Genomic DNA, 20,402 nt, shown 5'->3' on the forward strand with positions numbered 1-20,402 from the left:
CCGGCAAGCCCAACTGGCGGGTCCTCACATCCATCGTCGTCCGATGAACGCAGCACCCCGGCAAGATCCGAAGAGCCGTTTAGGGTTCGGGCTTTTTCTTTGGGCGTCCGGCTTGCAGCTGGCACCCATGTCGAGATCCTCAACTGGCTCGACGACCACGCCCGCTGCGCACTGTCGGTCACCGCACACCGCCGCGTCACCGGCCCCATCGTGGCATCGACATTCCGCAAAACCTGTGCCACCCAAGGCATTCCCGCCTCCACCCTGACCGACATTCAATCTGGGTGGGCGGTGCTGAGCTGTTCCTGTCGGCCGGCGGGGAAGTATTGGCGCCAACCGGCACCGCTCGTCATCGTTGCTTGACCGATTGGAGCGCTCAGCGACTCCTTGCCTGTTGATCGCGTTGGCGGGTGGGGCCACTGCCGGACGTAGATGCCCTGTTAGGAACCTGGCGACCCGATGTTTTGGTTGGGATCCCTGTTAGCGAATGTCTGGTGCGGATCAACTTCCCTCGGCGGAGCGGCGGCCGGAATGTCCATATCCCACGACAGATCGGATGCGGCAGTGGTCGTTTGGATGGGTATCGATATCGCGGTGCGCGCACCGCACCAGGCCAGCCTGGCCAATGAGAAGGGTGAGTTGCTGTGGTCGGCGCATCGATGCCACGGCACCACAGCTGATCTCGAAAAGCTTTGGGCGCGTGTGCCAACCGGGCAGGCGCCCAGCGACGTGACGGTGCTGATGGAATCAACCCGCAATGCGTGGGTCCCGCTGGCGGCCTGGTTTCGCCGTGGAGGAGCCCGGGTCGTGCTGGCGGCATCGGTCCTGGCGACCCGTTGCGCCGAGCCACCAAAACGCACTCCACGCTGGTCAAACGCCGCACTACCAGCTTTCCCGCCTCGATGCCCTCCTCGAGATTTCGGGGTCCCGACTTGCATACGGCGTTCTCGGGCGACTTAAGCAACAAGAGCCGCCGGACGCCAAACGCGCAGCATCGGCCTGTCACAGACAGCATCTCGCCCTGGTCCGCTGCCTCGCCAGATTCGCTTCGCAGCCGGCCTCAACCGCGGAACGGAGCGAGCCGGATCGTGATGTCGCTCAGCGCGAACCGGTGCAGATAGGACGCCCGGCCGCGCGGAACTTGTCGCGCCTCGGCGCGGAACAGCCCGGCGAACTCACGCTTGAAGCCCAGCCGGGGATATTCCCGCACCACCGCGGCGCGGACGACGTCGGGAATGTAATTGCTTCGTAGGCCGAAGACGTCGACCGCAGCACCGGCGGACAGTAGGAACGCCTCGGGGCCGTGATCGAGACCGACCCCCGGCGTGTGGTGCAGCGCGATGGCATTGGTCACCACACGCTGATCCTCGGGGTTGACTTCGTGTGCGCGAAGGAACGTTCGGACCATGGCCGCGCTGCGAACGGTGAAATCCACCTCGGGCACGGTGCTGGGGATGCCAGTGTCGTGAAACAGGCAAGCCACATAGAACAGTTCACGGTCGAAGGCGATGCCGTCGACAGCGGCAAGCGTCGCTCCCCACGCGAAGGACCGGTAGGAGTGGTTGAGGACGGCAGGTGACAGCAGATCGCGAGCCGCGGCCTCTGCATCGCGCGCCAACGCCGAGTCGGGTGGTATCAGGCTCGAGGGATCGATGGAGTTGCGCCGACCGGCGTGGAGTCTGAGCATCATCGCGATCCTGCCGGCAATGATCCCGCGGTGGCCGCCAAGGAGCGGACGCACGAGGGCGATCTGCTCTGCCCGGCTCAGCTGCCCGCCGGTGCACTCGGTCCACTCGATCGTTCCGATCGCGTCAAGTTGCGTGTTTCGCTTCATCGCTGTCACGCCCTGCTGCCGGATAGAGCGCGCGAGAGCATCTCCGTGTCGCCGATGTGCTCGACCGCCACGATCAGGCCGTTCCGCAGATCGAATCTGTCGACTTCCTTCGCACGTTCTCCTGCGAGCTCGACGTCGACCACGGCGAGCACCTTGTCACCGTCGGAGAAGTACTCGATCGGTAGGACTGCCAGACCGTACTGCGCGATGTCGAGAAAGAACTCGATGACCGCCTCGCGCCCTTGGTGCACCTTGCTCAGACGCGTGCTTCCCGGTTGGGTCCAGGCAACATCCTTGGAAAGCGTGCCCAGCAACTGGGGCCAGTTCCCGCTCATGAATGCCCTGTACAGGGCGTCGACAGTGGCGATGTTCTCGATACTCATTGTGCCTTCCCGCTTTTTTATAGTATGGTTCGAAAATGAACACTACTACAATCACACGAGTTGCGGCAGTACAGATCAAGGCGGACCTGGGCAACGTCGACCACAACCTCGAGGCGTGCGAACGGCAGGTGGACCGTGCCGCAGCTGACGGCGCTAGCTGGATCGCGTTGCCTGAGTTCTTCTCAACGGGCGTCGCCTATCGCACCGATCTGAGCCGCAACGCCGCTCCGGTCGACGGCGAGCCGACGAAGTTGCTGTCGAATCTCGCGCGCGAGCACGGCGTCCACGTCGGTGGATCGACACTGGTCCGTGACGACGACGGTCACGTGCGGAATGCCTTCTTGCTCGCGGCACCGGATGGCGAGCTGATCGGCCGCCACGACAAGGACCTCCCGACCATGTGGGAGAACGCGCTCTATGTCGGAGGGACCGACCCAGGCCTGATCCATACAGAGGGCCTGACCGTAGGCGTCGCGCTCTGCTGGGAGCTGATCCGCACCCAGACGGTCGCTCGTCTGGCCGGCCAGGTAGACCTCGTACTCGGCGGGTCAGGGTGGTGGAGCATCCCCGAGTGGCCGTTCATGAAGCGCGCCGAGGTGCGCAATCATCGGCGTGCGACGACGGCCCCTGCCGTCTTCGCCCGGTACGTGGGTGCGCCCGTCGTGCACGCAGCGCACGCGGGCGAGTTCGCCTGCCCTTTTCCCTGGACGCCGGTGACCTACCGCGGCCACTGCGAGGGCGGTGCACAGATCTGCGACGCGACCGGGAAGGTATTGGATTTCAAGGGCCGGGACGACGGCGATTGCTTCGCAATCGCCGATGTCGAGGCGGTTCGCTCTCCCGGCGCTCCGGCCAGGGACCGCTTCTGGTTGCAGCGCCGCGGAGCGGTCGCTGCCATGGTGTGGGCGTACCAGAACTTTCAGGGGCGTCGGGTCTACGACCGGTTGCCGGTGTCCGACATGTCGCAAGCTGCGGCGGTCAGGGCATGAGCGACGTGACGGTAGAACACGGTCGTGATCACCGCATGGCGCCGTCGGGTCTGGTGACCTCCGGCGTGGTCGAACTCGCGGCTGGGGCACTCTCGGGCTGGATCTACGCAGCAGTGCGCTACGACGACGATGGTGCCCGGAGGCTCCGCATCAAGAGCCCTGCGCGAATTCGGCAGTGGCACCTGGACTTGGTAGCCCTGGGCACCGGCACGGTCGCGCTTGGCCTGGCCGTGCCCGGCGCGCCCAAAGTAGTGCAGCGAGCGCTGGCCACCGGTGCCTGGACAAACGCCATGATGTTCCTTCCGTTGGCCTACCGGCCGGATCTTCTGCAGAACCCGGCGTACCGCAAGCTCGGACTGGCGTCCTTCATCTCGACGTCGGTGGGCTTCACCGGGATGGCGATCAGCGCTGTGCACCGCCGGCGCGCAGACCGTCGGTGACCACTGACCGGGCGACGGCCAATGTCGCCCGGAGCTCCTGATCGTCGATTCTGAGCCGGTCCTCGCGCAGCGTCATACCGATCACGCCGTTCCATGCGCCCCAAAGAAACCGCATGGCGCGGGCAGCATCGAGGTCCGAACGAACCTCACCGGCCTCGATCGCTGCCCGCAGGTCGGCCTCGACGGCGTCCACGAGCTGCTGCACACGGTCAGCGATGCGCGCCTCCACCTCGTGCAATCCGGATGACGCTTCGAGCACCCGGAGAGCGATCATCTGGAAGGCACCAGGGTGCTCGAGGTGGAAGTTCAAGTAGGCGTCACCTGCTGCGAACACACGCTCCAGGGGACTGCTCAGATTCAGTTCTGCGACTTTGCCCATCGCCGCCTCGTTGATGGTGAGGGCCCGCTCGACCAAGGCGAGGTAGAGACGCGCCTTGTTCTCGAAGTGCACGTAGACCGAGCCCACCGACACATCTGCCCGCTCGGCGATCTCATCAATGGTCGTCGCCTGGAATCCCCGCTGCCGGAAGAGGACCTCTGCGGCGTCGAGGATCGCCGAAGCCGTGTTGGCCTTCTTCCGTTCGGAGCGGGACATCGGTGCTGAAGAGGGCGACGACATGGGCTTAACGGTAGCGACTCCTCCGCCCGGGGGAGGGCCGCGGCTGGCACCTCGCAAGGGAAATATTTGTAGTATCGCTCATTATTATAGTATCGTTCACAACATGCTTCTTTCTCCTCGCTACACCGGTCCCACCGTCGTCACGATCGAAGGGGATCCGCATGACGTCGCAACGCCGCTGATCCGCCAACGAGCCAGGTTGGCCGAGATCGCCACCACGTTCACCGACGACGAATGGTCTGCGCCGAGCCGCTGCGCTGCGTGGTCGGTCCGGGATGTCATCGCCCACGTTGCCGGGATCAATCCGCTGTACGTCATGTCCGCCGTGGCTGGGCTCGCCGGACAGCCGACCCGCCTGATGCCGCACTTCGATCCCGCTGTGTCACCGTTGAGGATGGTCGAGGACATCGGCTCGTTGTCTTCGGCCCAGGTGCTCGACCTGCTCATATCCTCCAACGCGGAACTGATCGCCACTGCGGAGGCGCTCGACGATCTTGGCTGGTCCACCGTGGCTGAGTCGCCTTTGGGAGAGGTGCCCATCCGGCTGCTGATGTCCCACGCGCTGTGGGACTCCTGGGTGCACGAGCGCGACATCCTGATTCCGCTCGGCATCGAACCGACTGTCGTCGCCGACGAGGTCGTCGCCAGTCTCCGCTACGTGGCGGCCCTCACCCAGGGCTTCGCATTCGGTGCCGGAATGGAGTGCAGGGGACGATTCGGGATTGAAGCGACCGACCCGGACTTCCACTGCGTAATGGCCGTCGAAGACGCGGTGACCGTGCGCATCGAGCACCCGGACGAAAGCATGCCGGTGCTACGCGGACCCGCGGTGGACCTGACCGAGGCGCTCAGCACCCGGCTGCCTCTGCCCGGGGCCGCACCACCGGAATGGCACCGGGTACTCGGCGGACTGAAACACACGTGGGACCTTGGCAATGATCCGACGCCTCGTCTGGTCAGCCGATAACGTAAATCACCCGACCGCCGCTTCCTGCTAATGGACAGAGCCATACCCTAGCCGCCGGTTCCACCGGTGGCGCCGCCGTACAAGTTGCCCATGACGTCGGCGCTGCCTCCCCCGCAGTGGGTTAGGTTGAGCCAAACCAGGGCTTGGGGTGCGTCGGCGCGCCCGCGCAGAGGGGCGCGAAGTGACTCAGCACGATAACCAGAGCGGCGGCTATTTCTTTAGCGACCATGAAGCGGATACCGAGCTTGCGAGATTGCGATTAATCGAGCAGTTCAACGATCCGTCCACCCTGCGTCATCTCGACGGAATCGGCGTTGCTGAAGGCTGGCGGTGCCTTGAGGTGGGCGCTGGCGCCGGGTCGGTGGTGCGTTGGCTCTCTCAACGAGTCGGCACTGCGGGCAAAGTTGTGGCTGCTGACCTCGATGTGCGATTCCTCGGCGAAATCGGTGCACAGAATGTCGAGGTTCGTCGCTGTGACATCACCCAGGATTCCATTGAGCCGTCGTCATATGACCTTGTGCACGCACGAAATCTATTGACCCATCTGCCCGATCCGAAGGCTGCCTTGCAGCGGTTGTACGCGGCGGTGCGCCCCGGCGGTTGGCTGATGGTCGAAGACGTCGATAACGGCACGGTTGAGTCCGCAGACCCGGGCCATCCCCTCGCGGCGTCATTCGACCTTTGCGCACAGGCACGGATCAAGTTCCTTTTGGCGGCCGGGGTGATGGACCTGCGCTACGGCCGCACCATTGCGCTCCACATGGGCCAGCTGAACTTAATCGACATGGGAAATGAGGGCGTTGCGATGGTCGGGCCCGGCCACAGCCCAATGTCGCAATTGATGGCTCGATCTTTTCGCCCTGTGGATGACGCCATGGTCGCCAACGGAGTGGTTGGGCAGTCCGAAGCCGCCGACGCGCAGCGGGCTTTGGAAGATCCTTCGTTTCTTTACCGGGGCGGCCTGATCGTCGCCGTGTGGGGCCGCAAACCGCCCGACTAGCCATGCAGCGGCACGCACTACGCTGCCGTCGCTGGATTCTCCGCCGGGGGTGCAAGCGCGCCGAGCGCGGACATGTTGCCGGCGTTAGCTCCGCGATGTCGGTGAGCCGGATTCCCGCCGCGAGGCGGGCCGGCTTCGCGGTCGGGGTGAGTTTGTTGGCGCACAGCACCGCAGGGCGGTGGACGGCCTTGCACCACACCCAGTTACGGCCAAGGCGTCAAATCCGCGAACGCGAAAACTTGTACGTTCGGCAGGGATCGGTCGCGGTGCTCAATACGGGTGATCTCGCCGCGGCTTACATTGGGGACAGTCGAGCCAAGGGGGAGTTCGTGAGGCAGACGAAAACCACATTGCCGCCCGCTGTCTTCCTCACGCTGGCCAACGGCTTTCTCGACGCCCACACGTACCTGGGTTTCGCCGGCGTGTTCGCCAATGTCCAGACGGCTAACGTGATCTTTTTCGCCGTCAATCTCGTCGAGCAGCATTGGACCGCGGCATTGGCACGACTGTGGCCGATCTTCGCGTTCACAGCAGGCGTAGCGATCGCCGCGCACATCAAATCCGGACGCATCCAACAGTGGGTATCGCATCCGCTGCGTTGGACGATGGCAATTCAAGCCGCATTCTTTGTCGGTGTCGGATTCATCCCTAGAACGGTGCCGGCCAGTTTCATCACGGTGCCAATCGCATTCTTAGCCGGCGTGCAGATCGGGTTGTTCCGCAGCATCGGAGATCTCAACTACCTGCCGGTCGCCACCACGGGGAACTTAATGCGCCTGGTCGAAACCGGCTACTCGGGGTTCATTGACGGCGAACGTGGCTCCCGACGGGCATTTCGGGTGTACGCCACGCTGATTGGTGCCTTCACCGTCGGCGCCGGCTTCGGCACCGCAACCACCCGCGCGTGGGGCCACCACGCCATCTGGATACCGGCGATCATCCTGATGGTCGCGCTGGTATTGGTCGTGCTCGACGAGCGAGCGGGTAAGACGGGCTAGCGGCCGCCCGCCGATTGCAAAGCATATTTGCGCGTTGGTCAATCGGCTGAAAAGGCGCTAAAACACCATTTTTTGCACGTGCCGGCCTGCGTTATGCTCTGCCGGCAATTGGGGTTAGTCGCACGCTTTATACCGCGACCAGAGGAGGCAACATGGTCGCGGCCACTGCAGGTATGGCGACCACCAGGGCCGGTGTCGACCACAAGATCGTCCCCACACTGCGCATAGCCGTGCCTGCACTTATTGCGTTCGTATGCCTCTGGCCGGTCGTTTGGACGGCCGACGTCGCCTCGGTCGTATGTGACGACTTCTTCTACTACCTGGTGCCGGCAGAGCATTGGGCTAACGGTGCCGGCTCGACGTATTTTCCGGCTGAACCTACAAATTGTTATCACCCGCTGTGGTTTGCGTGGGTTGCATTTCTCTACTGGATTGCCGGCGACGGCAAAATCTTTTTCGGCGCGCTAGCCCTAAGCGTGACGGCACTGATGATCGGGTTCTACTTCCTGTTTGAACGTTTCCTTCGGCGCGTTACCGGTGACCGACTCGCGGCCGCGGCGGGCGCGGGCGTCGCGGCGCTACCGCTTGCGCGACTAGGGCGCATGGGCCTCGAGACGTCGTTGACGGCGTTCGTCGCGGCGTTGTTGTTGGTGTACCTGAGCAGCAAGCCGCTGGCCGAACGAACCGTGCGGGAAGCGGCTGTGGTCGGACTGCTTTCGGCGCTTCTCCTGCTGTCACGGCTCGACGCCGCGGTGCTGCTGATCGGGCTGGGCGTAGCCATCGTTGCGCGCTGGGATGTCAAGCGGCTAATGGCATTTGCGGCCGGCGCGGCGCCCCTCTACTTGTATCCGGCGATCAACCTGTGGGCGTTCGGTCACCTCGCCACCACGTCGATGACAGCCAAGACGCTCAATCTGTACCTACCGCCCAACTGGTACTTCCTCGTATTTCCCAACCCAGCTCTGGGTATCGCGTTGGCAACCGCCGTTGCCGGCGTGGCGGTGGCACTCGTCGTATTGCTATGGCGCAATCCCAATGTCGACAACCGCAGGCTCGCCATGGCCGTGCCCGTCGCAGTCCTGCTGCAGTTCGCTGCTCAGGCGCTGCTGAGCGGCTGGATCATGTTCGTCTGGTACATCTACTTCGCCGTGATGTCGCTGGGGTTGCTGGTCTGCCTGCTGGTGGTAGGGCTGCGGCGGCGGGAATTGCGTCGACGCGTCGCTGTTCCGGCGGTTGCCGTTGCCCTTCTTTTCGGGGTGCTGTGGATTGGCTGTTCACTCGTGCTGGACCCGATACGAGCACACACCGTCGACGCAGCCCGGCGGCTGCAAGCCTTTTCCGTCTCGCATCCCGGTGTCTATGCCATGGGCGACCAGGCAGGCACGCCGGGCTGGCTGGTGAAGCAGCCCATCGTCCAGCTTGAGGGCCTGGCCATGTCGCATGAGTTCACCGACCGAATCCGGCAACGACAGCCCCTGGCCCAGGTCTTCCGCGACTATCACGTCAACTACTACGTCGCTTGGGTCTCCGATGGCGCCGACCATGGCAGCTGTCATGAGTTGCAGGAACCCAGCCCCCTGCTCAGCTCTCCCCGGGCGCCACATATGGCTATCAGGACCTGCAAGGCGCCGGTCGCGGTGATCGACCCTGGACCGCTCCACCGGGAAGTGATATATCGGATCGATCCAACAACGGGTCAACCGATGTAGATCACCGATGGACAGACAACGGCCGCCGGGCAACTCCGGGCACACGGCCACCGCGGCGTCAGTGCTGAGCTTCCTCGGTGCGGCCACACACCTCTTTGTGCCCTTGCTCGCCTTCTTCGGCATCGTCGAAGTGCTGGGTCATCGCGGCTCGCAATATGCGGGCACCTACCCGAACTGGTTCGCGCCCTGGAGCTTCGCATCCGGCGGGGTCCAGCTTGTCGTGGCGGTGCTGCTGTTGATCGGCGGGATCAGCCTGCAGCGCCGGCGGCGGCGCGGCATAACGATGATCGCAATCGCGTGCACCGTGGTCATCGCGCTCGACGTGGCAAAGGTCGCGGTCAGCATCACGCTGGCCAAGGACTGGAAACACCTACCCCACCAAATGGACGTAGATACGTTCCACCCGTCGTCGGCACCCGGCATCGTGATGACGATCGTTTTCTTCATGTTCCCGGTCGTCACGATGATTCTTGCCCTGGCACCTGCAACCAGGCGCTGGTGCATGCCAATCGGCTCTTGACGGCACTGCCGCATACGGTGCACTGTGATACTGGTCATATGACCACTGGTCACGCCGGGCAGAGAGGCAGCAGCTCATGACCACCAGGGACAAGTACACGCAAATTCCCACGCCGTACTCGCGTGCGGTCCCCAGCGCCGGCGACGCGCGCTTCACCTGGGAGTACGACGAGGGCCGGGCCCGGCTCCTGTCCCTCTATCAAAAGGGAAAGGACAAGCAGTGGGACGCCCAGTCGCGCATCGACTGGACCCAAGACGTCGACCCCATGAACCCGATCGGGCTCCCCGACGAGTTCCATCCGCTGTTCGGCAGCCCCATGTGGGACAGCGCCGACGAGAAGCGGCGCGCCGAGATGCGCCAGCACTTCCAGGCCTGGCAGTTCTCGCAGTTCCTGCACGGCGAGCAGGGCGCGATGGTGTGCGCGGCCAAGATCGTCGAGGTCGTCCCGGACCTGGACGCGAAGTTCTACGCAGCCACCCAGACCATGGACGAAGCCCGCCACGTCGAGGCGTTCTCGCGGTTCCTGCAGGACAAAGTCGACGTGGTCTACCCGATCAACAAGCACCTGACCACACTGCTCGACGACACCCTGCGCGACTCGCGCTGGGATATGCCCTACCTCGGCATGCAGGTCCTCATCGAAGGGCTCGCCCTCGCCGCCTTCGGGGTGCTGCGTGACATGGCGGCGCCGGACTCGCTGGCCAAGCACGTACTGGCCTACGTCATGCAAGACGAGGCCCGGCACGTCGCCTTCGGCCGCATCTCGCTGAAGGACTACTACTCCGCACTCACCGAGGTCGAGCGGGCCGAGCGGGAAGAGTTCGTGGTGGACGCCTGCTACCTGATGCGCGACCGGTTCCGCGGCGAGGAGGTTTTCGAGACCCTCGGCATGGACGTCCAAGCGTGTGCGGAGTGGGTCGACACGTCACCGCTGATGATCCAGTTCCGCTCGCACCTGTTCAGCCGCATCGTGCCGATCGTCAAGGACATCGGGTTGTGGGGCGACAAGGTGCAAACGGCCTTCAGGGACATGGGTGTGCTCGACATGGCCGGCTTCGACATCGAGGCGTTTATGAAGGCCGATGAGGATCAGGCCGACGCGCTGGACCAGGCACACGCCGAGATGGCCGCGCGAGCCGTCGAAGTCGATCAGGTGATCGCCGCGGGTGCGGCAGCGAGCTAGGAGATTCCGTAGTAGCCCAGCCGCAGCAGCTCGGTAATTTCGCTGACCAGCGGCATCCGCGGGTTGGTGCGGTTACTGAGGTCCTCGAACGCGGTCATCGCCAGCCCCGGCAGCGCAGCGTTGAACTCGTCCTCGTCGATCCCCATTTCCTTGAGTGAGCGCGGCATGTCGACCCGGCCCAGCAACTCCTCGACTCCGCGCAGCAATCGGCCGCGACAATCTTCGGGTTCGTGGCCGCCGAAGATGAGCTGGCCGATCTGGGCGTACTTGTCGGGGGCGACGTAGGCCGAGTAGCCCGGAGCCGGCATGAATTTGCTCGGCAAGCCCGAGTTGTAACGCAGCACGTGCGGCAGGAAGATCGCATTCGCCCGGCCGTGCGCGATGCCGAACTTCGCGCCGACGGCGTGCGCCAGCGCATGGTTGGTGCCCACGAACGCATTCGAGAAGGCGAGCCCGGCCAGCGTCGCCGCATTCGACATGTCGGTGCGCGCGGCCAGATCGTCGGGATCGCTGTACGCCCTGGGCAATGCCTCGAAGATCAGCCGCGCCGCCTGTGCACACAAGGCGTCGGTGTACGGCGACGCGAAAATCGAGACCACCGCCTCCAGGGCATGCGTCAACGCGTCGATACCGGTGTCCGCGGTCAGCACCGGCGGCATTGACGACGCCAGCAGCGGATCGATGACGGCGAGGTCGGGCACTAGGCTGTAGTCGACCAGCGTCTCCTTCTTGCCGTGCACGGTCAGCACCGCTGCCGGCGACACCTCCGAACCGGTGCCCGAAGTCGTTGGGATAGCGACCAATTGGAGCCGATGCCGATCGGTCGGATAGTCGGCCACCCGCTTGCGCGGGTCGAGGAAGGGCATGGTCAACTCGTCGAGGCTCTTCTCCGGGTGCTCGTAGAACAGCCGCATCGCCTTGCCGGCGTCGAGCACCGAGCCGCCGCCGACGGCAATGAGAATGTCGGGTTGTACGCGCTCGAGCAGTTCGACGCCGCGGCGGATCGTCGTCTCGTCCGGCTCCGGCGTCACTTCACTGAACACCTGCACGTGGCGGGTGCGCATCTTGCCGCGCACCAGATCGACCACACCGCGCTCGTCGCTCACCGCGTCGGTGACCACCACGACGGTCTCGCAGTCCAGGTCGCGCAGATTCTCCAGCGCGCCGGCATTGAAGTAGGTGTTGGACGGGACCCGGAACCACTGTGGCGGGGTTCGGCGTTGCGCGACGGTCTTGATGTTGAGCAGCTGGCGATAGTTGACGTTCTCGGTGGTGCTCGACCCGCCCCAGGTTCCGCATCCCAGCGAGAAGGTCGGGGTCAGATTGTTGTAGACACCGCCGAGCGCGCCGACGGCGGTCGGCGCGTTCACCAGGATGCGCCCGGTACGCACCGCCGCGCTATACGCGTCGATCACCGCCTGATCGTTGGCGTAGACCGCCGAAGTGTGGCCCAGCCCGCCGTGTTCGGTAACCAGTACTGCGACGTCGATGGCATGCTGCATGTCGCGCGCCCGGACCACGCCGAGCACCGGCATCAACTTCTCCTGCACCAGCGGGTGCGCAGCGAGTTCCGCCAGGTCCGACGGCAGCGGCGCCAGCAGGACCTTGACTGTCGGCGGCACCGAAAAGCCCGCTCGTGCAGCAAGTTCCGGCGCCTTCTGGCCCAGCGCGTCCAGCGAGATCTTGTCGCCACAGCCGAACGCGAACCGGGTTATCGCGGCGGCCTCGTCGACGGTGAGCAACCGGGCACCCATCCGCTCGAACTCGGCGATCATCGCGTCATGAATCTCGTCGTCGATGACGCACGTCTGTTCCGCGGGGCAAATCACCGAGGAGTCGAAGGTTTTCGAGATGAGGATGTCGACGACGGCGCCCCGCACGTCTGCGGTCCGATGGATGTAGATGGGGGCGTTTCCGGGGCCGACGCAAAGCCCCGGTTTTCCGGCCGCACTGGCCAAGGCGACGATCTTCGGTCCACCGGTGACCCAGATGAAGTCAACCTTGGGGTGTTTGAACAGATAATGCGTCACCTCATGGGCGGCATCCGGGATGACCTGCAGCGCCCCGGGCGGCATGCCGGCCGCTTCGGCCGCCGTGCGCAGGATCTCCACGCTGCGTTCACAGCACCGGACCGCATAGGGTGACGGCCGAAACACTATGGCATTGCGCGTTTTCGCGGCCACGATCGCCTTGAACAGAACCGTCGACGTCGGGTTGGTCACCGGCGTTATCGCCAGCACCACGCCGATCGGTTCGGCGACGTGCACGATGTTGTTCTCGACGTCTTCGTCGATGACGCCCACCGATTTCTTGTCGCGCAGATAGTCGTGCAGGAATTCGGTCGCCACGTAGTTCTTGACTACTTTGTCCTCGAAGACGCCGAACCCGGTCTCCTCGATCGCCACGCCCGCCAACTCGGCCGCAGCGCGCAGGCCGGCGCGCACCATCGCCTCGACGATCCGGTCGACCTGAACCTGATCGAGCTTGCGGAATTCGGCGGCCGCAGCTGCGGCGGTATCCACGATCGCGTCGATCTCATCGCGGCGGCGATCGTCGTTCTCCGACGTGTCGCCGTTGCCGGTGGTACCCGCGCGCGTCGGAGCTGTCGTGTGTTTGGTCAGCATCGTTCGAACCTCCGGTGCCATGGTCGGCCGGCTCCACGGCAACGGATAGAGACTTAAGTCCGTGCCGTAATGGGCTTCAGTCAACGACTGGTGGCGATGTGGTGCAGCAAGTCCCTTGCCGCACCCGCCGGCGGGGTACGGGCGCCCATCCAGATCGCTCTCAGATCGCGTCGCAAGTCCAGATCCGCCACCGCGACGGCGCGCAGGCGATCATGACCGAGGTCGTCGCTGACGGCCAGGCGGCTCATCACCGCCGGACCCGCACCGGCCAGAACTGCAGCGCGAACCGCTGCGGCAGAAGCGAATTCGAGCGGATGCGCGGCCGGCTCCGGCTCGTCGCCGTCAAGGGGCTCGTCGCCACCCAGCAGCAGACGCCACCCAGACTTGCGCGATACCAGCGGCGTTTGGCGAAGCTCGGCCACGGTGATCGGCGCCGACCGCCGTACCCATTTGTGATCGGGTGGCACGACGAGGATCAGCTCGTCATGTCCGATCACGCGGCTGCGCAACCCGCGAAGTGGGCCACGCGTCTCGATGAAGCCTAGTTCCGCCCTCCCGTCGCGCACCGCGGCGATCGCTCCCTCGCTGTCGGTCGCGTCGAAGGTGACCTCCGGCGCGACGGCGCCGCGTCGCTGGGCCGCGGCTTGCAGCGACACCAGCCAGCGGGGCAGCAAGTGCTCGGCCACGGTTTGGCTGGCAGCCACCTTGAGCTGGCTGCGGCGTTCGGCGCGCAGCGAGGCGAGCCCGGTGTCGACGCGCTGCGCGACGTCGAGGACCTGATCGGCCCATTCGGCGACGACCTCGCCGGCCGGTGTCAGGAGGGTGCCCCGCGGCGTGCGCGTCACCAGGCGCACACCGACCTGAGCCTCGATAGAGGTCAGCCGCGCCGAAACGGCCTGCTGACTGGTCCCCACCGCCCTGCTGGCCGCGCTCAAACTGCCGGTCTTGGCGATCGCCGACAACACCTCGAGGGCGGAAAGATCGGGCATCCGCGCGCTTAACGCCACGCCTGATGGTACCGCCGAGATACAAGGCACGCTTGTATCTCGGCACTACGAAAAGGCTTAGCCGCCGACGGTACCTGCTGTCCCGAACAGCAGCCCGCCCTTGCCGCCAGGCCCGCCATGCCCTGACCCCGCGGGGTTGCCGTTGCCACCGCCGCCGCCGTTGCCGATCAGCTGGGCGTTGCCACCGGCACCACCGACACCGAAAGAGCCAGGCAAACCTGCCCCGGCGTCGCCGCCCCTACCACCGCTACCGAACAGCGCGCCATTGCCGCCGGCCCCGCCGGTCCCGCCGTTGGCGAATCCGATGCCCGCCGCGGCGCTACCGTTACCGCCGGCTCCCCCGCCCGCTCCGCCAGCGCCGAAAAGCCCTGTCGTACCGCCGTTTCCGCCATTGCCGCCGACGCCGCCGCCGAGGCCGCCGACGACACCGCCGGCACCACCTGCGCCGCCGTTGCCGAAGAGCAGCCCGCCCGTGCCGCCGTGGCCGCCGGGCCCGGGGAACGCGCCGCTCGAGCCGCCGCCGGTTCCACCGGCGCCGCCGTTGCCGATGAGCCCCGCGCTGCCACCGTTGCCGCCGGCCTGATCAAGCCCGCCAGCGGCGCCGTTGCCGCCGTTGCCGTAGAGAATTCCGCCATCACCCCCATTGCCACCCGGCGTCGTGGCATCGGCGCCGTTGCCGATCAACGGACGCCCGGTAGCGGCGAGGACGGGCGCATTGATCGCATCGACGAGGCCCTGCAAGGGCGATGCGCTGGCCGCCTCGGCGGCGGCATATGCGCCGGCGCCGGCTGTCAGAGCCTGGACGAACTGTGGGTGAAAAATCGCGGCCTGTGCGCTAACCGCTCGATACGTCAAGGCCTGCCCGGAAAACAGCGATGCGATGGCCGTCGACACTTCGTCGGCGCCCGCCGCGAGCAACCCGGAGGTGGGAAACGCTGCCGCGATGTTCGCTGAACGCAGCCCCGAGCCGATGTATTGCAAGTCGGCCGCCGCTGCGGCCAGGCACTCCGGAGCTGCCACCAAAAGAGACATCGCCGCACATCCTCGTGCCCCCGAGGACGCACAGCATATCGAAGAGGTTGCCGGGCTGAGATGGCTTCCGCCGGAAGACTTCGGTAGCGATGATGATCACATGCCTGATGGAAACCGATCCGATGTGGATGTTGTGGTCGTGGGCGCCGGTATCGCGGGTCTGTACGCCGCCTACCGATTTAGGCTCGCGGGCCAGTCAATGCGGATATTCGAGACGGGCGACGATATTGGCGGCACCTGGTATTGGAACCGCTATCCCGGCGCGCGCGTGGACATCCCCAGCGTCGATTACATGTTCAGCTTCGATCCCGACTGGTCACGCGAGTGGCAGTGGTCGGAGAAATACGCCACTCAGCCCGAGATTCTGCGATATCTGAACCACGTCGCCGACAAACACGACCTTCGCCGCGACATTCAGTTCGGCACCCGGGTGACGCACGCGCACTGGGATGACGAGTCGGCTGGATACCGCGTGCGCACCGATCGCGGCGACGAGATTCGCTGCCGCTACCTCGTCATGGCGACGGGTTGTCTGTCGATGCCGAAGGACCTCGACATCGCCGGCACCAAGAACTTCACCGGTGAGGTGTACTTCACCAGCCGCTGGCCCCACGAACCCGTCGACTTCACCGGTAAACGCGTCGGTGTCGTCGGCACCGGGTCGTCGGGGATCCAATCGATTCCGCTCATCGCCGCGCAGGCAGCGCAGGTGGTGGTCTTTCAACGCACGCCGTGCTTTTCGATCCCCGCCCACAATGGCCCGATTCCGCCGGAAAAGCTGGCGCAACTAAGCGACGACGCCGCCTATCGTGAAGCGGCGCGCAACTCCTTCGGTGGGGTGCCGATGGAACGCACGATCACCCCGACGTTCTCGGTGTCCGCCGAGGAACGTCAGGAGCGGTACGAACGCGCCTGGCAACGCGGCGAACTGCTCGAGGTGCTCAACCTCTATACCGACGTGATGAGTAATCCGCTGGCCAACAACGACTTTGCCGAATTCATCCGCACCAAGATTCGCGGCATAGTGCACGATCCACAGACGGCGGACGCGCTATGTCCCACCACCTATCCGGTCGGCGCGAAGCGACTGTGCCTGGACACCGACTACTACGCCACGTTCAATCTGCCCCAGGTGCGGCTGGTGAATCTGCAGGACCAGCCGTTGGTCTGCGTTACCGAGACCGGAATCGACACGGCCGGTGAATCTTTCGAATTCGACGCCATCGTGTTCGCCACCGGCTTCGACGCGATCACGGGCGCGGTGGCGGCGGTCGACATCGTCGGCCGGGACGGGCTTGTGTTGAAGGACAAGTGGTCTCATGGGCCGTCCACTTATCTCGGCCTGACCACCGTGGGGTTTCCCAACCTCTTTCTCATCGCAGGCCCGAACAGCCCGTCGGTGCTGTCGAACATGACGGTGTCGATAGAGCAGCATGTCGACTTCGTCGCGGAGGCTTTGACGTATCTGCGCGCCCACGGCTTCGACCGGATCGAACCCACCGAGGCCGCGGAAGCCGGCTGGATGCAGCATGTGGACGACGCCGCGTCGATAACGCTTTTCCCGCTGGCCAATTCGTGGTACGTCGGCGCCAACATACCGGGCAAACCCCGTACTTTCATGGCCTATGCCGCCGGGGTCGACTTCTACCGGGCGGCCTGCGACGAGGTCGTGGCCCGAAACTACTTGGGGTTCAGGCTATCCGGCCCCGCCGGCTCCCAGTGCGAGGACGGCGTGGTACGACGGCTGCAACCCGACGTCCAGATGGTCCTCGAGCAGATGGCGTTGTTGGACTTACCGCCCTTGGAATCGATGGCGCCCGACCAGGCGCGGGCCTTCATGAACGAGATGAACCTCGCGCGTCCCCCCGGTCCGGACGTCGGTGAAATCGTCGACGGCACCCTGCCCGGCGCCGCAGGTATCCTGAACTACCGCCTCTACCGACCGGCCAGCCAGGGTCCGCATCCAGTCGTCGTCTACTTCCATGGCGGCGGTTGGCTGCTGGGAGATCACATTTCCGATGATCCGTTGTGCCGCGATCTGTGTGTGCGCAGCGAAATGCTCATTGTGTCGGTGGACTACCGGCACGCCCCTGAGCATCGCTTCCCGGCTGCGGTCGAGGACGGCTGGGCGGCGGTGCAGTGGATCGCCGACCACGCCGAAGAAATCGGCGGGAAGCCCGGACGCATCGCGGTGTGCGGATGGAGCGCCGGCGCGGGCATAGCCGCCGTGGTCAGCCAATTGGCCAGAGAGACAGGCCGGCCCAGGATTGTGGGCCAGGCGCTGATCACACCGGTCGTCGACTCCGATCAAACCCGCGGCTCCTACCTCGAGAATGCCGACGGCTACGGTCTCACCGCGCCGGTCATGGGATGGTTCTTCGACCACTACGCCGATCCCGAGGTTCGGGATGACCCGAGGATCGCGCCGCTACGCGCGCCGGATCTGTCCGGTTTGCCATCGGCGATCGTCGTTACGGCGGACTTCGACCCGCTACGCGACGAGGGCGTGGCGTATGCCGAAGCCCTTGCTGCAGCAGGGGTTCCTACCGAGCACGTGCGGGCTCGCGGACACACGCACTTGTCGCTGACGATGGTCGACGTGGTCGTCTCGGGCGCCCCACTGCGAGCCAGGATCGCCGATGCGCTGCGTGGCTTCTTTGCGGCCGATCTCGCTAACGCCACGCCGGCTCAGACAGCGGGATGATCCGTTTACTTGTGACCGCCGCCGCCAAAGCTGTGGCCGGAACCACCGCCTCCTGAGCTGTGGCTTGGCGACGGCACATGCACGGGCGGAGTCACCGAGCGTGGCTGTTGGGGAATGGCCGGCGGAGCCTTCGGCGCCGGAAGGTTAACGGGCGGTTTAGGTTCCGGAGCGTGCGCTGGCGGCGGTGCCATAGGAACATGTGTCGGCGGACGCGACACGGGTGCCGGGCTCGGCGGCTTTGACACCGGCACGGCACTCGGTGGGTGCGAGACCGGGACGTGTGTCGGTGGCTGGGACACCGGAGCCGACGCCGGCGGGCGAGAAACCGGAACCGACGCCGGCGGGCGAGAAACCGGAACCGACGCCGGCGGCTGCGACACCGGAACCGACCTCGGCGGCTGCGACACCGGAACCGACCTCGGCGGCTGCGACACCGGCACCGACGTCGGCGGCTGCGACACCGGCACCGATTCCGGTACCGGCGCCCGCGCCGGTACCGGAAGGATCGGTATGGGGAGAACTGGCGGAGCGAGCAACGGTGCGGGCGAAGATTCACGCGGTAGAACCGCCGGCAACGGAATCAGTATCGGACTTGACGCCCGGACCGGTGATTCAGGATCGGGCAAAGCCACCGCCGCAGCGGCGGGCACCGGCGCAGCTGGCACAAAGGCATTGACGGACGGCAGCTTGGCCGCCGGCACCTGCAGATGCATAGGCACCGACGCCACGGCCGGTGGCGGCACGGGTGCCTGCATTGTGGGGACGATGAAATTTTGGCCAGGTATGCGTTGCAAACCTACCGCAGCCGGTCGAATACCCAGCGCCAATGAAACTTCCAGCGCTACAACGGCACTCACCAGCGCCACGGCACCGGCAGTGCCCAACAGAAGGACGGGTCTGCGCTGCTGCAGGCTCTCCCGCAGGCCTGCTTCTTCTCCGGTGCCCATAACCGCAGTGGGGGCGTCGGCCTCCTCGTCGGGAACGGCACTGTAAGCAAAGGCATCCGTGGACGGGACGAACGACGAGGCGTGGGCAGATGCCAACGCCGCCCCCCGTGCCAGCGCCGTCTCCGGCTCCGCGGGCGCACTCACCACAAGCGAGGTCGCCGTCTCGAGTTGTGGCTTCATCAAGGCGATGTCGACGCCGGAACCGATGACGAACAAGCCGTCCGGCCGGGTTTCGAGTGTCTCCGCCGCCGCGACCAACTCGGTCAACTCCGCCATGGCGTCGACGCCGTGCAGCGGCTCCTTGCGGACATCGGCGACCGCGCCGTCGGCGGCCTCGACAACAGCCAAGGTCGCGCTCTCGGGCTCGACGAAAAGCATTGCTATGCGCTCGTATCCGATCGACTGCCCGACCGCCTGGGCCAGGGCTGTCGCGGCGAGGAACGCCGAGATAAGCATGACGTTATCGACCTTGCGCGCGGCCAGCGCATCGCGCAGCGCGGCGGCCTCGAACAGGTCGGTCGAAATCACGCCGATCGAGGTGAGCTGGTGGCCGGCGTCGTCTGCGCCCTCGCGGGTGCCCAGGATGGCGGCGAGCGCCTGGTCGATTGCTGAGCCGGCCGCCGCAACCGCGAACTCGTCTTCTTCTACGGTGACGCCGTCGGCGTTCTCCCCCTCAACCAGCACCATACGGATACCCGCAGCTGTCATCGATAACCCGAGTACGAAGTCCACCGCTACTCCATATATTTGCCAGCTAAGCCGCGGCCGAGCGGAGGAACGCTGCCCGCCCGCAAGAAATAATTTAATGCCGCAAGGCCTGTGCTCAGTTAAGCCGCAGCTAGGTAGTTGCTATGAACCTGCCGACTCAACCGGCGGCATTGGGCAGCAGCGCCGGGCAGTTGCCCGCCTCGTCGGCGGCCAGTTCGAAGTGCCACACCTCGTTGGCGTAAATCCGGCACAGCCCGAAGCGGGCACCGTTCGCCATGAGCCACTGGTCTGCGCCGGCACCGCCGACGTCGACCGCCTCGCCGACGACGTGCTTGGAAAGCGCTGGGGTCTGGACAAATTGGCGCGCCACGGCCAGGCTGCCGTAGGTGCGCACCGCGTTATCCAGCAGCCGCTGCTGAAACTCCGCCGACCGCCAGCCCGAGTTGATGGCGATGGTGATGCCGTCGGCAGCGGCCGCGGTGGCGGCAGCCTGGATCGCACTCAGTAGCGCCGGGTCGAGGCGTCCGATCGCGGGGTCCTGGACGTCGAACGGCGTGAGAGTGTGTCCGTCGGGAAGGGAACCATCACCGGGGTCGAGCGCTGGGTCCATGGCAACTGTGTGGTCGGCAAGCGCGACCGGCTGGGCAGCCGGGCCGGACGGCGCAGCAAAGCCGAACGCAACGGCACTGACGGCAACGGCCGCCGCAACCAATCGCATGCCCTACCTCCTGGCTCTGA

General features: G+C 65.4%; 17 protein-coding genes and 2 pseudogenes. 11 read left to right on the forward strand and 8 right to left on the reverse strand.

Translation table 11 applies throughout. The annotated features are described in order from the left end of the window. A pseudogene (locus AWC27_RS31465) lies at nt 1-363 on the forward strand (hypothetical protein); the annotation flags it as partial. Nucleotides 364-576: 213 nt separating this feature from the next. Next, a complete protein-coding gene (locus tag AWC27_RS03665; RefSeq protein ID WP_245846829.1) occupies nt 577-960 on the forward strand; it encodes an IS110 family transposase in 384 nt (127 codons plus the stop codon). 100 nt (nt 961-1,060) lie between these two features. Here the strand turns inward: AWC27_RS03665 and AWC27_RS03670 are convergent, their stop codons facing one another. Continuing rightward, nucleotides 1,061-1,834 (reverse strand): HD domain-containing protein, encoded by a 774-nt coding sequence (locus tag AWC27_RS03670; protein WP_085669252.1) that lies wholly within the window; start codon nt 1,832-1,834, stop codon nt 1,061-1,063. 5 nt (nt 1,835-1,839) lie between these two features. Then, a complete protein-coding gene (locus AWC27_RS03675) occupies nt 1,840-2,217 on the reverse strand; it encodes a nuclear transport factor 2 family protein (RefSeq protein WP_085669253.1) in 378 nt (125 codons plus the stop codon). 35 nt (nt 2,218-2,252) lie between these two features. On the opposite strand from AWC27_RS03675, the gene AWC27_RS03680 reads away from it, so the two are divergent. Together AWC27_RS03680 and AWC27_RS03685 are read left to right on the forward strand one after the other, a co-directional pair. Next, nucleotides 2,253-3,206, forward strand: coding sequence for a carbon-nitrogen hydrolase family protein (locus tag AWC27_RS03680; protein ID WP_085669254.1), 954 nt, complete (start codon nt 2,253-2,255; stop codon nt 3,204-3,206). Further along, nucleotides 3,203-3,646, forward strand: a complete 444-nt coding sequence (locus AWC27_RS03685) for a hypothetical protein (RefSeq protein WP_245846822.1) — start codon at nt 3,203-3,205, stop codon at nt 3,644-3,646. The genes AWC27_RS03680 and AWC27_RS03685 overlap by 4 nt, the downstream gene beginning before the upstream one ends. Here AWC27_RS03685 and AWC27_RS03690 read toward each other — a convergent pair. Beyond that, on the reverse strand, nt 3,609-4,241 hold the full coding sequence (locus AWC27_RS03690; protein WP_169726702.1) for a TetR/AcrR family transcriptional regulator: 633 nt from the start codon (nt 4,239-4,241) through the stop codon (nt 3,609-3,611). The two genes, AWC27_RS03685 and AWC27_RS03690, sit on opposite strands and share 38 nt — an antisense overlap. A gap of 127 nt (nt 4,242-4,368) precedes the next feature. Between AWC27_RS03690 and AWC27_RS03695 the strand changes: the two genes are divergently transcribed. The 6 genes from AWC27_RS03695 to AWC27_RS03720 all read left to right on the forward strand — a co-directional run bounded on the left by AWC27_RS03695 (nt 4,369) and on the right by AWC27_RS03720 (nt 10,642). Next, entirely contained in the window at nt 4,369-5,232 is an 864-nt protein-coding gene (locus AWC27_RS03695) for a maleylpyruvate isomerase family mycothiol-dependent enzyme (protein WP_169726703.1), read from the forward strand. Between the two features lie 181 nt (nt 5,233-5,413). Next, entirely contained in the window at nt 5,414-6,232 is an 819-nt protein-coding gene (locus AWC27_RS03700) for a class I SAM-dependent methyltransferase (RefSeq protein WP_169726704.1), read from the forward strand. 329 nt (nt 6,233-6,561) lie between these two features. Continuing rightward, entirely contained in the window at nt 6,562-7,230 is a 669-nt protein-coding gene (locus AWC27_RS03705; RefSeq protein WP_245846825.1) for a YoaK family protein, read from the forward strand. Nucleotides 7,231-7,382: 152 nt separating this feature from the next. Continuing rightward, nucleotides 7,383-8,939 carry a hypothetical protein gene (locus AWC27_RS03710; protein ID WP_139836746.1) on the forward strand — a complete coding sequence of 519 codons (1,557 nt, stop codon included), beginning with the start codon at nt 7,383-7,385 and terminating at the stop codon, nt 8,937-8,939. 7 nt (nt 8,940-8,946) lie between these two features. Continuing rightward, nucleotides 8,947-9,459 carry a hypothetical protein gene (locus tag AWC27_RS03715; protein ID WP_085669259.1) on the forward strand — a complete coding sequence of 171 codons (513 nt, stop codon included), beginning with the start codon at nt 8,947-8,949 and terminating at the stop codon, nt 9,457-9,459. Between the two features lie 76 nt (nt 9,460-9,535). Continuing rightward, complete coding sequence (locus AWC27_RS03720; RefSeq protein ID WP_085669260.1) at nt 9,536-10,642, forward strand: ferritin-like domain-containing protein; 1,107 nt, start codon at nt 9,536-9,538, stop codon at nt 10,640-10,642. Here AWC27_RS03720 and adhE read toward each other — a convergent pair. The 3 genes and pseudogenes from adhE to AWC27_RS32590 all read right to left on the reverse strand — a co-directional run. Further along, the gene (adhE, locus tag AWC27_RS03725; protein WP_085669280.1) at nt 10,639-13,266 is read right to left on the reverse strand and encodes a bifunctional acetaldehyde-CoA/alcohol dehydrogenase; all 2,628 of its coding nucleotides are present in this window, start codon (nt 13,264-13,266) and stop codon (nt 10,639-10,641) included. The two genes, AWC27_RS03720 and adhE, sit on opposite strands and share 4 nt — an antisense overlap. Before the next feature lie 80 nt (nt 13,267-13,346). Beyond that, nucleotides 13,347-14,273: a LysR family transcriptional regulator gene (locus tag AWC27_RS03730; RefSeq protein WP_085669261.1), complete on the reverse strand. Its 927-nt coding sequence runs from the start codon at nt 14,271-14,273 to the stop codon at nt 13,347-13,349. A 60-nt stretch (nt 14,274-14,333) separates the two neighbouring features. Continuing rightward, a pseudogene (locus tag AWC27_RS32590) lies at nt 14,334-15,305 on the reverse strand (PE family protein); the annotation flags it as partial. A gap of 100 nt (nt 15,306-15,405) precedes the next feature. Here AWC27_RS32590 and AWC27_RS03740 point away from each other — a divergent pair. Beyond that, nucleotides 15,406-18,009: a flavin-containing monooxygenase gene (locus tag AWC27_RS03740; protein WP_085669263.1), complete on the forward strand. Its 2,604-nt coding sequence runs from the start codon at nt 15,406-15,408 to the stop codon at nt 18,007-18,009. A 5-nt stretch (nt 18,010-18,014) separates the two neighbouring features. On the opposite strand, the gene AWC27_RS03745 is transcribed toward AWC27_RS03740, so the two are convergent. Further along, nucleotides 18,015-19,688 (reverse strand): DUF7159 family protein, encoded by a 1,674-nt coding sequence (locus AWC27_RS03745; RefSeq protein WP_085669264.1) that lies wholly within the window; start codon nt 19,686-19,688, stop codon nt 18,015-18,017. A 133-nt stretch (nt 19,689-19,821) separates the two neighbouring features. Then, entirely contained in the window at nt 19,822-20,382 is a 561-nt protein-coding gene (locus AWC27_RS03750; RefSeq protein ID WP_085669265.1) for a M15 family metallopeptidase, read from the reverse strand. Nucleotides 20,383-20,402: the final 20 nt, after the last annotated feature.

It is taken from the genome of Mycobacterium szulgai (assembly GCF_002116635.1).
Classification (GTDB): Bacteria; Actinomycetota; Actinomycetes; order Mycobacteriales; family Mycobacteriaceae; genus Mycobacterium; species Mycobacterium szulgai.

Bases quoted from the DNA above. Each gene is read 5' to 3' on its own strand.
- AWC27_RS03675 (WP_085669253.1), bottom strand. From the start codon at position 2,217: ATGAGTATCGAGAACATCGCCACTGTCGACGCCCTGTACAGGGCATTC.
- AWC27_RS03740 (WP_085669263.1), top strand. From the start codon at position 15,406: ATGCCTGATGGAAACCGATCCGATGTGGATGTTGTGGTCGTGGGCGCC.
- AWC27_RS03720 (WP_085669260.1), top strand. From the start codon at position 9,536: ATGACCACCAGGGACAAGTACACGCAAATTCCCACGCCGTACTCGCGT.
- AWC27_RS03715 (WP_085669259.1), top strand. From the start codon at position 8,947: ATGGACAGACAACGGCCGCCGGGCAACTCCGGGCACACGGCCACCGCG.
- AWC27_RS03710 (WP_139836746.1), top strand. From the start codon at position 7,383: ATGGTCGCGGCCACTGCAGGTATGGCGACCACCAGGGCCGGTGTCGAC.
- AWC27_RS03670 (WP_085669252.1), bottom strand. From the start codon at position 1,834: ATGAAGCGAAACACGCAACTTGACGCGATCGGAACGATCGAGTGGACC.
- AWC27_RS03690 (WP_169726702.1), bottom strand. From the start codon at position 4,241: ATGTCCCGCTCCGAACGGAAGAAGGCCAACACGGCTTCGGCGATCCTC.
- AWC27_RS03750 (WP_085669265.1), bottom strand. From the start codon at position 20,382: ATGCGATTGGTTGCGGCGGCCGTTGCCGTCAGTGCCGTTGCGTTCGGC.
- AWC27_RS03665 (WP_245846829.1), top strand. From the start codon at position 577: ATGGGTATCGATATCGCGGTGCGCGCACCGCACCAGGCCAGCCTGGCC.
- adhE (WP_085669280.1), bottom strand. From the start codon at position 13,266: ATGCTGACCAAACACACGACAGCTCCGACGCGCGCGGGTACCACCGGC.
- AWC27_RS03695 (WP_169726703.1), top strand. From the start codon at position 4,369: ATGCTTCTTTCTCCTCGCTACACCGGTCCCACCGTCGTCACGATCGAA.
- AWC27_RS03685 (WP_245846822.1), top strand. From the start codon at position 3,203: ATGAGCGACGTGACGGTAGAACACGGTCGTGATCACCGCATGGCGCCG.
- AWC27_RS03680 (WP_085669254.1), top strand. From the start codon at position 2,253: ATGAACACTACTACAATCACACGAGTTGCGGCAGTACAGATCAAGGCG.